Annotated in this window: 13 protein-coding genes and 1 riboswitch; of the genes, 8 read left to right on the forward strand and 5 right to left on the reverse strand. The window is 49.3% G+C overall.

Annotated elements, in window-relative coordinates:
* Nucleotides 1-22 precede the first annotated feature (22 nt).
* A complete protein-coding gene (locus M3661_RS22855; protein WP_251488896.1) occupies nucleotides 23-1,039 on the forward strand; it encodes a histidinol phosphate phosphatase domain-containing protein in 1,017 nt (338 codons plus the stop codon).
* Nucleotides 1,040-1,127: 88 nt separating this feature from the next.
* On the opposite strand, the gene M3661_RS22860 is transcribed toward M3661_RS22855, so the two are convergent.
* Nucleotides 1,128-2,054, reverse strand: a complete 927-nt coding sequence (locus M3661_RS22860) for a MerR family transcriptional regulator (RefSeq protein WP_251488899.1) — start codon at nucleotides 2,052-2,054, stop codon at nucleotides 1,128-1,130.
* Nucleotides 2,055-2,254: 200 nt separating this feature from the next.
* A riboswitch (TPP riboswitch) is annotated at nucleotides 2,255-2,357 on the forward strand.
* Between the two features lie 128 nt (nucleotides 2,358-2,485).
* Here M3661_RS22860 and tenA point away from each other — a divergent pair.
* The 5 genes from tenA (at nucleotide 2,486) to M3661_RS22885 (ending at nucleotide 6,686) form a co-directional block, all read left to right on the forward strand.
* Nucleotides 2,486-3,187, forward strand: a complete 702-nt coding sequence (gene tenA, locus M3661_RS22865; protein ID WP_036591583.1) for a thiaminase II — start codon at nucleotides 2,486-2,488, stop codon at nucleotides 3,185-3,187.
* The gene (thiM, locus tag M3661_RS22870) at nucleotides 3,184-4,029 is read left to right on the forward strand and encodes a hydroxyethylthiazole kinase (protein WP_251488902.1); all 846 of its coding nucleotides are present in this window, start codon (nucleotides 3,184-3,186) and stop codon (nucleotides 4,027-4,029) included. The genes tenA and thiM overlap by 4 nt, the downstream gene beginning before the upstream one ends.
* Nucleotides 4,029-4,844 (forward strand): bifunctional hydroxymethylpyrimidine kinase/phosphomethylpyrimidine kinase, encoded by an 816-nt coding sequence (thiD, locus tag M3661_RS22875; RefSeq protein WP_251488965.1) that lies wholly within the window; start codon nucleotides 4,029-4,031, stop codon nucleotides 4,842-4,844. Before thiM ends, thiD begins: the two co-directional genes overlap by 1 nt.
* Nucleotides 4,841-5,554, forward strand: coding sequence for a thiamine phosphate synthase (gene thiE / locus M3661_RS22880; RefSeq protein WP_251488905.1), 714 nt, complete (start codon nucleotides 4,841-4,843; stop codon nucleotides 5,552-5,554). The genes thiD and thiE overlap by 4 nt, the downstream gene beginning before the upstream one ends.
* Nucleotides 5,555-5,681: 127 nt before the next feature.
* Nucleotides 5,682-6,686, forward strand: coding sequence for a linear amide C-N hydrolase (locus M3661_RS22885; RefSeq protein WP_251488908.1), 1,005 nt, complete (start codon nucleotides 5,682-5,684; stop codon nucleotides 6,684-6,686).
* Between the two features lie 81 nt (nucleotides 6,687-6,767).
* Here the strand turns inward: M3661_RS22885 and M3661_RS22890 are convergent, their stop codons facing one another.
* The 4 genes from M3661_RS22890 to thrS all read right to left on the reverse strand — a co-directional run bounded on the left by M3661_RS22890 (nucleotide 6,768) and on the right by thrS (nucleotide 11,248).
* Nucleotides 6,768-7,493: a polysaccharide deacetylase family protein gene (locus tag M3661_RS22890; RefSeq protein ID WP_251488911.1), complete on the reverse strand. Its 726-nt coding sequence runs from the start codon at nucleotides 7,491-7,493 to the stop codon at nucleotides 6,768-6,770.
* 4 nt (nucleotides 7,494-7,497) lie between these two features.
* Complete coding sequence (locus tag M3661_RS22895) at nucleotides 7,498-8,085, reverse strand: YkoP family protein (protein ID WP_251488913.1); 588 nt, start codon at nucleotides 8,083-8,085, stop codon at nucleotides 7,498-7,500.
* A gap of 263 nt (nucleotides 8,086-8,348) precedes the next feature.
* The gene (locus tag M3661_RS22900; protein ID WP_251488915.1) at nucleotides 8,349-9,287 is read right to left on the reverse strand and encodes a GNAT family N-acetyltransferase; all 939 of its coding nucleotides are present in this window, start codon (nucleotides 9,285-9,287) and stop codon (nucleotides 8,349-8,351) included.
* 47 nt (nucleotides 9,288-9,334) lie between these two features.
* On the reverse strand, nucleotides 9,335-11,248 hold the full coding sequence (gene thrS, locus M3661_RS22905; protein ID WP_251488917.1) for a threonine--tRNA ligase: 1,914 nt from the start codon (nucleotides 11,246-11,248) through the stop codon (nucleotides 9,335-9,337).
* Between the two features lie 577 nt (nucleotides 11,249-11,825).
* Here thrS and M3661_RS22910 point away from each other — a divergent pair.
* Nucleotides 11,826-13,274 (forward strand): FAD-dependent oxidoreductase, encoded by a 1,449-nt coding sequence (locus M3661_RS22910; protein WP_251488919.1) that lies wholly within the window; start codon nucleotides 11,826-11,828, stop codon nucleotides 13,272-13,274.
* A gap of 208 nt (nucleotides 13,275-13,482) precedes the next feature.
* Complete coding sequence (locus M3661_RS22915; RefSeq protein ID WP_251488921.1) at nucleotides 13,483-14,004, forward strand: TetR/AcrR family transcriptional regulator; 522 nt, start codon at nucleotides 13,483-13,485, stop codon at nucleotides 14,002-14,004.
* Nucleotides 14,005-14,048: the final 44 nt, after the last annotated feature.

A 14,048-nucleotide genomic window follows, 5' to 3' on the forward strand; every position in this document is an offset into this window, starting at 1 on the left:
CATAGGATGGGATGCGATCATTATGCTGTATTATGTAGACTACCATATGCATTTGGAGGAAGGCCCTTATTCGTTCCGCTGGCTTGATCGTACGAATCAAGCATTCGATCACTTCCATCCAATTGTTGAACCACGCCATTCCCGTGCATGGCTCGAAGCGAGTTATGCGCGTATGCATACAAGACTGCAGCGAGGAGCTTATGACGAATCATGGCTCGATCTCTATTTGCAAGAAGCGCTGCGCAAAGGACTGCGGGAGGTCGGAATCGTAGATCATCTCTATCGGTTTCAAGAGACGCTCCCCTACTTCGAACGTCATCTCGATATCGGAGACTCCCCGCTAGGCCGCCTTCAGCATACATGGCTGCATCAAGTATGCACCGAGCGGATGGAGGATTTCGCAGCTGCCATTCAGACCGCAAAGCCCAGATGGGCCGAGCGGGGAGTCGAGCTACGTCTTGGATTAGAGGCGGATTATTTTGCAGGTGGAGAGAAGGACTTGGAATCATTCATTGCAATGGCGGATTGGGACTACGTGATCGGGTCGATTCACTATGTGGATGGATGGGGATTCGATAATCCCGAGACTCAGTTCCGCTTCGATCAGGTTGATCTGTGTGAACTGTACGGACGCTTTTTCGATGATGTCGAACGAATGATTAACAGCGGTCTGTTCGATATTGCCGCCCATTTGGACAATTTGAAAGTATTTAATTATCGCCCAGCTGAGGAGCTGCATCTCCCGTACTACGAGCGAATCGCACAAGCATTAAAACGGACAAATACAGCTACAGAGGTAAATGCAGGACTGTTCTACCGCTACCCGGTCAAGGAGATGTGTCCGAGTTCCTCCTTTATCGATGTTCTGCTTCGACATGATGTCCCCTTTACCCTGTCATCGGATTCTCACTTTCCAGACGACGTCGGCAAATACGTGGCGGACAATACCCTTATGCTTCAGCAGCGCGGTCTAGCCGAAATTGCCACATTCCATCAACGCAAACGCATCATGCGACCGCTCGTAACTTCGACTTCTTAATAAAGAAACCGCAAAGCGAGCTGCCCTCTCTCCTATCCCATGAAAAGCAATCCCCGGCGCAACGACTGCACCGGGGATTTCATGTTTATTATTTTATTTTCTTTCGAACCGGTTCGAATAACTGCAGCCAATAAGCGTTGCTGCTTCCTGCTGGGTTGGCATTTCGTATGTGCTCCTCCAAACAGAATCTTGCCTCCGAATCAGGCTCGTAATCAGGATGCTCGTTCAATTTCTCCATCAATAATTGCCACGATCCCGTAATATCATCTGTACTCTCCATCATGGCATACACCCCGCCGGAGAACCTAGCCTCCGCCAAATGACTTGGTATATCGATATTTTCTGGAATGGAGGCATATGCACCATAACCGTAAACGTTCGATTCAACGTCAGGGAGTGGTTCTTCATTTTTTCCAAATAGCCGTGCCGTTCCTTGCAGTTCAGCTTGCACGAGCCAGTCCACTAATGATTCGATCGCTTCTTCTTCTGGTGATGCGCTTACGACAACATGGCAAGCCATTCTCATTGGTGGAAGGGTTACGAATTTGATCGATGCTGGAGAATAACTCCACTGATTACTCATCGGCATTGTCACCTCATGTTTCATATTTGAATGTAGGAACGGTTCATGACATAATTGCAGCAGCAATTGAGCCGTAATCGGTTCATTGAGGTACTTGTGCAACTGCTCCAACCATTTCTTCAATGTTAGTTCCTTCGTTATGCACTCATTCTTGTGCTCAATCATCTCGTGTGCATACTGAGTCATTACCTGATGTGCGGTTCGGAACGTCATATCCGCCAGCACCACTTTAATCTCTCTAATCCCAATATCGAACCCTCTTAACCAGGCTGTAATGCGGATTGCAAGCACGGTCTGTTCATCATACATCCTCCAGCCAGAACTGGTATCGCGTTGACTCGCAAACAACCCTTGCGACTCCCAATGGCGCAGGGTTCGGCTCGTCACACCGATTTCCTGCGATAATTTGTCGATTCCTATCATGTTGCTCATCACTATCATCAACCTCTATCACTTGACGTATCATAAGGCGCCTTATGAGGTTATTGTATCAGTTGTCGCAGCGTCAATTGCAATACGAATCTTCACTCCAAGCACTAACAAATTATCGTTTTGACCGAATGGTTCAGAAAACTAACGTTTTACAATTATCTCCATCAATGCTAAAGTAGTTCGTAAGATGAATATGACGTGAAATCCACTAGGGGAGCCGCATAGGCGGCTGAGACAAGAATTCTTGGACCCTTTGAACCTGATCCGGGTAATACCGGCGGAGGGAAGTGGAGCCGGCCTCATGGTCTTTTTGTATGGACATGATGAAGCCGCTCCATTTCGGGGCGGCTTTTTTTGGCTGCCGCGAAGTGCTCCTTGACCAGATTTCAGCATGCATTCATCATCTATCCAATCATGCGGAGGTGCTGTTCATGCTTACATTTACGGAGGAACTGAGACACGAAGCAGAGCCGATATACGATGCCATTATGGATCATCCATTCGTTCGGGGAATTGCTGAAGGTACTGTCAAGAAAGAACAGTTGATTCACTACGTAAAGCAGGATTTTGAATATTTGAATGCCTTTATTCGGATTTACGGCATTGCGATTTCCAAATGTAACAGCCGAGAGACAATGGCTCTTTTCAACGAGCAAATCTCGTTTGTGCTGAATAGCGAGATACACCCCCATCATAATTTTTGTAACGTGGCAGGCGTAACGTTCGAAGAACTGCAAGGCTACCCGCTCGCCCCTTCTGCGAGCCATTATGTGTCCCATATGCTTACCGTGGCCCACGAAGGAACCCTAGAAGATATTATTGCGGCTTTGCTGCCGTGCCCATGGACATATACGGAGATCGGACAACGTCTGCTAAAAGAAGTGAATCCAGATGAGACCCATCCGTTCTATGAGTGGATTCATTTCTATGGAGACCTCGGCGGCGGAGTTACGGACAAAATGCGCCGAATGCTGGATGAATGGGCAGAATCGCTGTCGCAAGCACGCAAGCAGCAGCTGAAGAAGCATTTTCTGACTAGCTGCCAGCTGGAATATATGTTTTGGGACATGGCTTATCAAGTAGAAGACTGGCCGGTACGCTTGGCGGAGAAGACAGAGGTGAAACAAGGATGATCGATATGCAGTTCTTCCCCCAACGTATTAAGGAACGGCGCCCCCTCATCCACAATATGACGAATATCGTCGTCGCCAACTTTACCGCTAACGGTCTGCTAGCCATTGGCGCCTCCCCTGTGATGGCTTCAGCCAAGGAAGAGGTAGCGGACATGGCCAAGGCAGCAGATGCGCTCGTATTGAACCTTGGCACGCTCGATACTGACATGATAGAAGCTATGCTAATTGCAGGACGGTCGGCGAATGTACATGGCATTCCCGTTATTCTCGATCCAGTAGGCGCAGGCGCAACGCCGTATCGGACAAAGGTGTCGGTGAAGATGCTAAAGGAATTGCGCATCTCGATTATGCGCGGCAATGCCGCGGAAATTGCCCAGCTTATGGGGGAGGCTGGCGAGATCAAGGGCGTGGATTGCGTGGAGTCTGAAAGCTCCCTTCGCTCCCCTGAAGCGTTGTTCGATCTTGCTGCGCGGGCAGCCGAACGATTCGGCACCATCGTTGCTATTTCAGGAAAAGAGGATGTTATTACGGACGGCACAACCGGCTATATCATTAATGGCGGTCATCCGATGTTGACGAACATTACAGGAAGCGGGTGCCTGCTGACATCGGTCATCGGCGCATTCGCTGCGGTAGAATCTGATTTATTGCTGGCAGGAGCCGCAGCGATGTCTTATTATGGGGGCGCAGCCGCCCATGCCTATCGAACAGCCGGCCACCGAGGTCCTGGTAGCTTCCAAACTGCATTTCTTGATGCCTTGGCAGAGACCGACCAATTCGATACAGCAGCTTCAACGATCACCCCTCGCCAAGCCTCCGCTAGAAGGAAGGTATGGCTATGATGGTCGCACGAGCATTGACGATTGCCGGTTCCGATAGCGGTGGCGGCGCCGGCATTCAAGCTGACATCAAGACCTTCCAAGAGCTGAACGTATTCGGCATGTCAGCGATTACGGCTGTGACGGTACAGAACACGCTTGGTGTTCACGGCGTATATCCGCTATCTCCTGAAGCCGTTGCTAAACAGATAAATGCCGTCGTAGAAGATATTGGGGTCGATGCTGTCAAAACAGGCATGCTGTTCAGCGCAGACATTATTGAGACAGTGGCGAATCGCATTGAAGCATTCGGTTTGAACAACGTTGTCGTCGACCCGGTCATGATAGCCAAGGGAGGCGCAGAGCTGCTGCAGCAAGATGCCATAGAGGCGATGAAGAATCGCCTGCTGCCGCTTGCGCTGATTGTCACGCCTAACATCCCGGAAGCAGAAGCGCTTGCAGGAATGAAGATTGTCACCCTGCAAGATCGGTGCAAGGCTGCGATAAGAATTGCTGATTACGGCGCCAAAATGGTCATCATCAAGGGAGGCCACGACATGCCGACCGAGCTGGCTGTTGACCTGTTCTATGACGGAGCCCGCTTCACACTGCTGGAAGGCCGCAGAATCATGACCAAGCATACTCATGGCACGGGCTGCACTTACTCGGCAGCGATTACGGCAGAACTTGCGAAGGGCACTGCTCCCAATGAAGCGGTTCGTACTGCGCGGCATTATATTCAGGCAGCAATTGAGGAGACATTCGGGCTTGGGGGCGGCAACGGCCCGACAAACCACTGGGCATATCGGCGGCGGCAGATGGATGAGGTGGTCAGATGACAAGTGTAGAGAGTCGCGTAGCAGATGCCCGCATGCGTTCCTATTTGCGGCTGTACCTTGTGCTCGGCAGCGCCAATTGCAAGGCAGACCCTGGATCGATTGTCGAGGAAGCCATTCGCGGAGGGGCTACGATGATACAGTTTCGGGAAAAAGGCGCAAACGCGCTGAAGACAACAGCTAAGAAAGAACTCGCAATGCGCATTCAGTCGGTATGCAGAAGACACAGCATCCCCTTCCTCGTGAACGATGATGTAGAGCTGGCGCTTGCCTTGAATGCGGACGGGGTTCATGTCGGCCAGAACGACGAGCCAGCGGCGCAAGTCAGGGATCGCATCGGCAATAAAATACTCGGCGTGTCCGTTCATTCGGCAGCAGAGGCTCTGCTGGCTGAGGAACAAGGCGCCGATTATCTCGGCGTTGGGCCGATTTATTCGACTGCTTCCAAAGAGGATGCTCTTGAGCCGCAAGGCACTGCAATCATTCAGCGACTAACAGAGATAACATCACTGCCGATCGTAGGCATTGGCGGCATTACGGCAGAGCGTGCGCCACATGTAATTCGAGCTGGTGCAGACGGGATCGCTGTTATCTCTGCCATTACCCATGCGGAGAATGTATGTCATGCCGCGAGAGGACTTGCTTCCGGAACTGTTCTCTCGGCAGCAGGATCGAGTCACCCGAGCGTCGCTTGCCTTTCTGTCATACCATGAATATCGTTGTCGTTCCAATTGTCGAACATTATGGAGGAGTCCGCCGGAAATAGGCGGATTCTTTTTGTGTGCCGCTAATAAGATATAAAAGTACGCCGATTTAAGAAAATGAAAAGGAGGAATTGGAATGTGCACAAATATATCGATACCGCGAAAGTCGAAGAATGGCGGCATCGTCTCTGCAAGAACAATGGACTGGACATTGAAACTCAATTCCATCGTCAATTTTGTACCTCGCGGGCAGCCTTTTCCTGAAGCCAATCTTCCTGGAAACGAAATGAAATGGAAAAACAAATACGGGTTTGTTGGAGCAGGCGATCTGATTGAAGACTTCATCTTTTACTCCGACGGCTTGAACGAGCATGGACTTTCCGTTGCCGGGCTGTGGTTGTCCTGCAGCAAATATCCCATGCCTCGACCAGGTACCCCCCTCCTTTATAACTCCAATTTTGTTCCGTATCTATTGGGGAATTACAAAAATACCCATGAGGTAAAGGCTGCTTTAGCTGATTTGAACGTCATTAATATTTCAGAACTATATCCGTCCGCCTATGCGCTACTGCATTATATTATTAGTGATGCATCAGGCAATCATTTAATCGTAGAGTTCACTGAGGGGGAGATGAAAATTTACCCGAGCAAACTGGGCGTGTTGACGAATGAGCCTACATATCCTTGGCATCTTGCCAATCAAGAGCTATATCAGCACTTAAGCCTGGAAAACAATGCGCAAACCAGCTGTGGAAGCGACCTCTACGGCAGCGGACAGCTTGGAATTCCAGGCGATCCGACCCCCCAATCCCGCTTTGCTCGATCTGTATTCCTGCAGAAAACGACTTTTCGTCCTGCCAACACGAAGGAAAGCATCGGGTTAGCTAGACAGCTCTTGCAAACACTCACGGTCCCTAGCGGAACGGTCTATAAGAAGGGCTCCAGCACCATATACGATTGGACACAGTGGTGTGTATACCGCGATCATACCAATCGCAGCTACTACTTTAACACAGACTTTAACAGCAAGCTTTACGGGATACACCTTACCCAATTAAATCTCAATGCCTCTGAACAAAGCCGAATCCAAATAGAAAAGCCTGCTTGGTACGAGGACATTACCGAGGCGTTTAACGCCTGACACGTATACCGTATGACCAATGAGTTCTCTCAGGCTGAAGTATTAAGAATAATACTATATTCTCAATACCTTCCCTATTTACTACGCATGCTCCAGCCTGATCAATTCATCCGTGCGTACGCATTTTAGCCCTCTACGTTCGGCCTCGTGCAATATATCGCGCAGCACCGTTAACATTTGTCCAGGGGCTTCCTTATCAGCGCCGAACGTATCCCCACTGTCATGGAGTACGATAACTGCACCTGGCTCAATACGCTCAGACAGCAGCTTGCGCAAGTTGCGTTCCCCCGTATCCAGCTTCCAATCCCGCGCAATAATCGACCATAATACGAGCCGATACGATTTGCGCAGCAGAAACAGATCTCCTAAATTCAGTATCCCCCATGGAGGACGATAGAAGGTCGGCCGCTCTCCTGTAATGCGTTCAATGATGTCCGCAGAACGTTCCACATGCTCGCGCCTGATGTTCCGGGGTGTCATGACCCAATTCGGCATATGCGTATAATTGTGAATGCCAATCTGATGGCCTTCCTCATGCATGCGTTTCACAAGCTCGGGATACTTCTCTGCCTTGCTGCCCAGAACAAAAAAGGTAGCCTTCACGCCCCGCTCACGCAATAAATCAAGCAGCACTGGCGTGTAATCCGGGTCTGGTCCATCATCAAACGTAAACGCGACATGACGATGTGCCCGCTTCCGTCCCGCCTTGCGAAATACACCCCATCCGCAGATTCGTGTTAATAAAAAGGGAAGCCCCATATAAATAGCGATTAGTGCAATTAATATTCCTGCGATAAGGTTATCCATGTTCTTATCCCTTCTCCCCGTTTACATATCGATTCACAAGTGCTGAACGTGACATCAACAGCATCTTCGGCACCAGCTTCGATCGCTGCTGCTTCAGGCGCTTGGCTCCCTCTGGATTCAGCATACGGAGCAGCAAGCGCAGATATATGGTGGATACTCGCTGCATCCACTTCGTCTCCAGAGGATGCAGCTCGAAGCCTAATCCATAAGTGATGCCGCGATGAAGCAGTGTTATCCCAGTCAGCGCCTTTACCTTAGCCAATTCCGGATTCGTATTCACAGCATGGCCGACCTGCTTCAATGCATCACGCAGCCTGCGCGCCGTAACAAGTGCAGCCCGATCCGCACCAATGGAGCGAGACAGCTCCAGCACCTCCCGATTATCAAGATGAATCTCGCATACATAGTCGCCTTTATGAATATAGCTTCCATCCTCACAGCGAATGGAGGTGCCTCGATGCGTCCGTACAACAACTTTACATATTCCGAACTGTGACTGATATATACTTCGAAGAGGCGTGATCAATTCAAATACAGCCTCCCAAGTCATCCACAGTGATTGCAGCATTTTGTTGCCCAAGGTTGAGATCATGTACAATCAAATCCTTCCTGTATGAAAATCGTGATCTGCTTAACTTACTTTCATCGTACAGCCTGGAGTTCTCTTTTTTCTTACTCCATTCTTACGAGTTTCTTAAGTAATTGAGGTAAACAGAGTCCTTTATATCCAAACCTTTCCTTTAGACAACAAAAAAGCAGTACAGCACTTCAAACTCTGTGCTGCACTGCTTATGCAAATTAACGAATCTCTTCGCCTTACCTTATTTAACGGCTTCATAACATCCGTTACTTTGGCTATTTGACTACAATATTGTCGGAAGCTGCATGTTCCACTCTCTCCGACGTTAGCTCTAATACGTAATAATCATTGACATTCCGCACGTGGAACCCGCATGACGTGTATAACCCCAGTGCCCGCTCATTCTCAACGGCAACTTCTAACTCAATCTTGGCAGTTGGCTGCTGATCCTTCACGCGCTCAATAATACTGCGAAGAATCCAGCGTCCGTATCCTCTGCCTCTGTGCTCAGGTTGAACACTGAAGCCGAATAGAAATGCACTGCCTTCTTCCCGCATAACATGAATCTTCCCGATAGGCAGCCATTCTCCGTTCTCCTGCTGGCAGTCTGCAATAAAAATATAATCCTGCTGTGAGAGCATCGCCGTCTCTACATACCCTCTTGCATCTTCCTCATTCATATCGAATCCGTCCATGTTCAATCGCGTGAGAAGAGCCATATCCCCCATCTCTGCCTGACGTAATTCAATTTTTGCAGGGGGATGATCGACATCTTGCACATGCTCTCCAGTAAGTGTCATCCAATATTCGGAGAAGCTGCACTTCGAACCGATGCTCTCCAAATATTCCTTGCCGGATAAGGAAGGTCGAGCGCAAATGAAGATAATTTTCTCCACCTGACGTCTCCTACACTCCTGCTGAGCTTCCTTAACAAGCTGACTGAATATGCCCTGACGCCGATAGTCGGGATGCACCATCCCGCTTATCTCTACTTCTGAGACACAGAACTGATAGATGCCGAGAAATCCGACAATTTCACCATCTACAATATACACATAGTCGTTAGCGACATCACCCGTGCGTGCACGAAGTGAATCCCAGTTCAACTTCAAAATGATTTGATCGTGTTCATTGCAAATGTCTTCCAATCTGTGCAGTGCTTCAAGCTGGTCAGCATCCAATTGTGTATAGGTTCGCAAGCCTGTATTATTCATGCTACTCATCTCCTTCGCTTTCAAATGCGAATTCATGAGATTGTATTCTACACCTTCGCTATTATTTCCTTTTCAATCAGTTCAGCAAGTTGTTGAATTGGCTGCGTTCCCAGATCGCCCTCGCCCCGCTTGCGGACGGACACGCTTCCGCTCGCCTGCTCCTGCTCTCCTACAATGAGCATGTAAGGAACTTTGCTATGCTGCGCTTCGCGTATTTTGAAGCCTAGACGCTCATTGCGCGCATCCACTTGTACCCGAATACCCGCCTGTTCCAGCGATTCCTTCACTTCATACGCGTAGTCGGCGAAGAGATCCGATACAGGCAGTACCGCCACCTGAACGGGCGCAAGCCATGTCGGGAATGCTCCTGCATAGTGCTCTGTCAATATGCCAATGAACCGATCAATCGAACCGTACACCGCACGGTGAATAACAACAGGCCGATGCTTCAGGCTATCTTCTCCGATATAGGACAGGTCGAATTTCTCCGGCATCTGGAAGTCCAGCTGAATCGTGCCGCACTGCCAGCTCCGCTTGAGTGCATCCAGGATGTGGAAGTCGATCTTCGGCCCATAGAAGGCCCCGTCCCCTTCATTAACACGATATTCGACGCCGCGCTTATCCAACACGTGCTGCAATGCCTGCTCCGCCTCATTCCACAGCTCCTCTGAGCCCATCGAATCCTCCGGCCGCGTAGATAACTCGATCTTATACTCGAAGCCGAACACCTTATAGATGTGATCGATTAAGGCCATAACCTTGCCGATCTCCTCTTCGATCTGATCCGGACGGACGAACAGATGAGCATCATCCTGACAGAACGTACGAACCCGAAGCATACCGTTCAAGGCGCCGGACATTTCATGCCGATGTACTTGACCGAACTCGCCAAGTCGAATTGGAAGCTCACGATAGGAGTGCTGCCCATTTTTGTAAATGAGCATATGCCCCGGGCAGTTCATCGGCTTCAGTGCAAACGTCGTATCATCTACTTTCGTAAAATACATATTGTCCTTGTAGTGATCCCAGTGACCCGACTGCTCCCACAATCGGTTGTTCATCATAAGCGGTGTGCGCACCTCGTCATAGCCGCGTCTTCGTTGAAGTCCTCGCGCGAAATCCTCAAGCTCTGTGCGAATCGTCATCCCGTTCGGCAAGTAGAAAGGCATACCAGGCGCTTCCTCGGAGAACATGAACAGTCCAAGCTCTGTTCCAAGCCTGCGATGATCGCGCTTCTTCGCTTCTTCAAGCATATGCAAATATTCTTCCAGTTGATCCTTCTTCGCAAAGGCAGTTCCGTATACGCGCTGCAACATTTTGTTATTCGAATTCCCACGCCAATACGCGCCGGATACCTTCATCAGCTTGAAGGCCTTAATGCGGCCTGTGGACGGAACATGTGGGCCTCGGCATAAATCCACGAATTCACCCTGCTTGTAAATGCTGATGACCGCATCCTCTGGCAGGTCGTGAATCAGCTCCAGCTTCAACGGCTCCTTCAATTCCGAAAACAAGCGAATGGCTTCTTCTCGGCTGACCACCTCGCGCTGAATCGGCAAGTTTTCCTGAATGATGCGAGACATTTCTTGTTCAATTGCTACTAGGTCCTCTGTCGACAATGGCTGCGCGATATCGATGTCGTAATAGAATCCATCTTCAATGACTGGGCCGATCCCCAGCTTGACTGTATCGGCTCCATATATGCGTTGAATGGCTTGCGCCATAAGATGTGCTGTACTGTGACGAATGATGGCCAGACCATCCTTGCTATCTGCCGTGACGATCTCGACGAGGCTGTCATGCTCGATCGCTGTGTCAACATCCACGAGCGTACCGTCCATTTTTCCGGCCAGTGCTTGCTTCTTCAAGCTTGTGCTAATCGATGCTGCAACTTCTTCGATGGTCGTGCCTTGCAAATACCCCCTGTTCGATTCGTCTGGAAATGTTACCTTGATCTCCATGCTTCAGCCTCCCTTTCCTCATATTCGTACCTGAAATGATGAACGCCCCTGGAGAACGCAAAAAAACGCATCTCTCCCGAAAGGGACGAGTGCGTTCTATCTCGTGGTTCCACCCTAATTCAATCCTGCATTGCATGTTGGAACGGGATAAGCCGCCATTCGCTGCAATTGCAAGATCCTTCATTGGACATCCGGTAACGAGGATGGGTCGGTGATGCTTACTGCTGAGAAGCGGATTGCAATGGTACCAGTACCATTTCCAAATGATCACCCTCAGGTTCAACATCACGGCTGCAAAGGGGTAATTCCACAACCGTAACTGAAGAAGCTTGCACCAATCGCTTCTCTCTCTGGACAGCTCGTGCTGGAAATCATGTCTTTGGTCATCGCCTGATGAATATGGGAATAATGTTACACACATTCAGGAAGAAAAGTCAAGTTCAATATTTCCAAAAATAAATTTCCCCTGCTTCGCTACAGGAACCATATTGATCTGCATATAGGGCTGTGCTAGCATGACGTCGTAGGTAATTTTTTCATGTTTTTACACTTTAAGAAGAGGAGGCATCCCGCCTTCATGAACTACGTACAGAAGGGAATACACGCCTTATTTTCCATCCTGATTGCAGCTCTTTTTACCCACACGATTACCCCCGCATCTTCCGCTCAAGCCTCTTTTCAATCCCATTGCGGTACTCTATGCAGCCACTACGATATTGTCGTTATCGGCAGCGAAATTCAAGGCATTCTGCTTGCCAAGGCAGCCCATGATCTTGGCTTGAATGTACTCATCCTGGATCCCCGCAGCAAGCCAGGCGGAGAGCTCATCGAAGGGGAAATGTGGTTCCTCGACGAACCCTTCGACAAGCATGGTCACAGCCTTGTACAAGGCAGCATTAAGCCTCTCTTCGACGGGTACGATAAGGGCACGATTCGCAAGCCCGTGGAGTTCGAGAATTATTACGAACACCTCATCCAAGGCATCCCTCTCCGAAGCAGCATTGCGATTCAATCTGTACAATTTGAGCTAGAAAAAAAGGGAAAATCAATCCACTCCCTCACCTATACTGCTGCAGACGGAAAAATCTATACGGTTCAGTCTAAATATTGGGTGGAGAACACCGACTTCAATGCCCTCACCAGCAAGCTTGGCGAGAAGCGAATTCCAGGCATGGAGAGCCTGTACGACGGCAAGAACAATAAGCCAGACTACATGGCCGCTACGCTGATGCTCAAGTTCAAGCACGTGAATTGGAGTATGCTTCACCAAGCCGTCCTTGCCAGTTACCCTCTCCAGAACCTCATCAAAAAGTACGGTCCAAACACCTATGTGGATGGGAGCGAAGCTACCGGATTCAGCAATATTATGCGTACCTACAAGCCGCACGACAATGGACTTATGCTCCGTGGGATGAACACGGTCTATCAGCGTAATGGCGAGGCCATTATGAACGCGCTGCTCGTATATAACGTTGATCCTGCCAATCCGGCATCTGTGCAAGCCGCCTTATACAGGGCGAAGACCGAAGCACCGTATATTTTGAATTTTCTGCGTCAACATATCTGGGGTTTCTCGAAGGCAGAGCTGAACGGCTTCCCTGATTATTTATACATTCGGGATTACAACCGATTCGAGACTAAATATGTGCTGAATGAACACGACGTCTTGAATGGCAGCATGTTCTGGGACAATGTGAGCATCGGCGGGTACTCGCTTGACTTGCAAGGTACAACGCGCATTCGGGAAGGAATCGGATTCGGCCAACCTGATCGCTATGGCATCCCGCTTCGTTCCTTTCTGCTCAAGTCCTACAACAACGTCATCGTCGCGGGCAAAAATATTGGAGCCACCATCAAAGCCTATGGCAGCGCCCGCATCATGCCCAACACCGCCCTTGCAGCTGAAGCGATTGGCATCATATTGGGCAAGGAACGGAGTAAATCACTGGCTGAGCTAACGCCTGATGATTTCAAGCGAATCCACTATTATTTACAGACAAAATATCACATTGTACTATTTAAATGAACCGGCTGAATATATGTAGATACTACGTTATGAGTTAACAAGAGTCTATCGCTTCTATGTGAACGGAAGGGCGAGCTACTAAAGGGATCTTACCTACAGGTTCGTCCTTCTTCGATTTGCTTGTTAATACACACTTGACAAATAAACCCTCATACATTAATTTATTGATTAATAAATAACAAAAATTCTGACAAGGTGTTGAACCAACATGTCACCAAAAGACCCATCTCTATCTCGCAAGGATCAAATCATTGATGCTGCTGTCTCCTCCTTTGCGGAACATGGCTTTTACAAGACGACAACCGCCAAAATAGCCAAATCAGCTGGTGTAACGCAGCCATACGTGTTTCACTTTTTTAAATCCAAAGAGGAATTGTTCATCGCAGTTCTCGACCGCGCCACAGAGAAGATTGAAGAGGCCTTCTCCAGCGTGGATGCTCCTCCCGAACAGTTTGTAGAGACAATGGGACGCGCCTTCGGGAAGCTCATTGAGACCCATCGCGATGAGATGCTCGTGACGATGCAGGCATTTACAACTTCAGAGCCAGCAATCCGCGATTCGGTGCGCGACCATTTCACTGCGATACACCAGACGGTCATACGGCGCTTTGAACAAGCCGGGATTCCGAATGCCAAATTCGCAGCCAGCATGTTCATCGGCTCAGGTCTAATTATTACGATGTCAGAAGTGCTCGAAGCGCCTAACTTATCTCCGTGGCCATCCAAATAAAACATAGTGAAATCACTTTCTTCTGCTGCCTTTTTGAGGTCGCA

Origin of the sequence: Paenibacillus sp. MER 180, assembly GCF_023713665.1 — a bacterium.
Lineage (GTDB): Bacteria > Bacillota > Bacilli > Paenibacillales > Paenibacillaceae > Paenibacillus_B > Paenibacillus_B suaedae.

Bases quoted from the DNA above. Each gene is read 5' to 3' on its own strand.
- M3661_RS22855 (WP_251488896.1), top strand. From the start codon at position 23: ATGCTGTATTATGTAGACTACCATATGCATTTGGAGGAAGGCCCTTAT.
- M3661_RS22860 (WP_251488899.1), bottom strand. From the start codon at position 2,054: ATGAGCAACATGATAGGAATCGACAAATTATCGCAGGAAATCGGTGTG.
- tenA (WP_036591583.1), top strand. From the start codon at position 2,486: ATGCTTACATTTACGGAGGAACTGAGACACGAAGCAGAGCCGATATAC.
- thiM (WP_251488902.1), top strand. From the start codon at position 3,184: ATGATCGATATGCAGTTCTTCCCCCAACGTATTAAGGAACGGCGCCCC.
- thiD (WP_251488965.1), top strand. From the start codon at position 4,029: ATGGTCGCACGAGCATTGACGATTGCCGGTTCCGATAGCGGTGGCGGC.
- thiE (WP_251488905.1), top strand. From the start codon at position 4,841: ATGACAAGTGTAGAGAGTCGCGTAGCAGATGCCCGCATGCGTTCCTAT.
- M3661_RS22885 (WP_251488908.1), top strand. From the start codon at position 5,682: ATGTGCACAAATATATCGATACCGCGAAAGTCGAAGAATGGCGGCATC.
- M3661_RS22890 (WP_251488911.1), bottom strand. From the start codon at position 7,493: ATGGATAACCTTATCGCAGGAATATTAATTGCACTAATCGCTATTTAT.
- M3661_RS22895 (WP_251488913.1), bottom strand. From the start codon at position 8,085: ATGATCTCAACCTTGGGCAACAAAATGCTGCAATCACTGTGGATGACT.
- M3661_RS22900 (WP_251488915.1), bottom strand. From the start codon at position 9,287: ATGAATAATACAGGCTTGCGAACCTATACACAATTGGATGCTGACCAG.
- thrS (WP_251488917.1), bottom strand. From the start codon at position 11,248: ATGGAGATCAAGGTAACATTTCCAGACGAATCGAACAGGGGGTATTTG.
- M3661_RS22910 (WP_251488919.1), top strand. From the start codon at position 11,826: ATGAACTACGTACAGAAGGGAATACACGCCTTATTTTCCATCCTGATT.
- M3661_RS22915 (WP_251488921.1), top strand. From the start codon at position 13,483: ATGTCACCAAAAGACCCATCTCTATCTCGCAAGGATCAAATCATTGAT.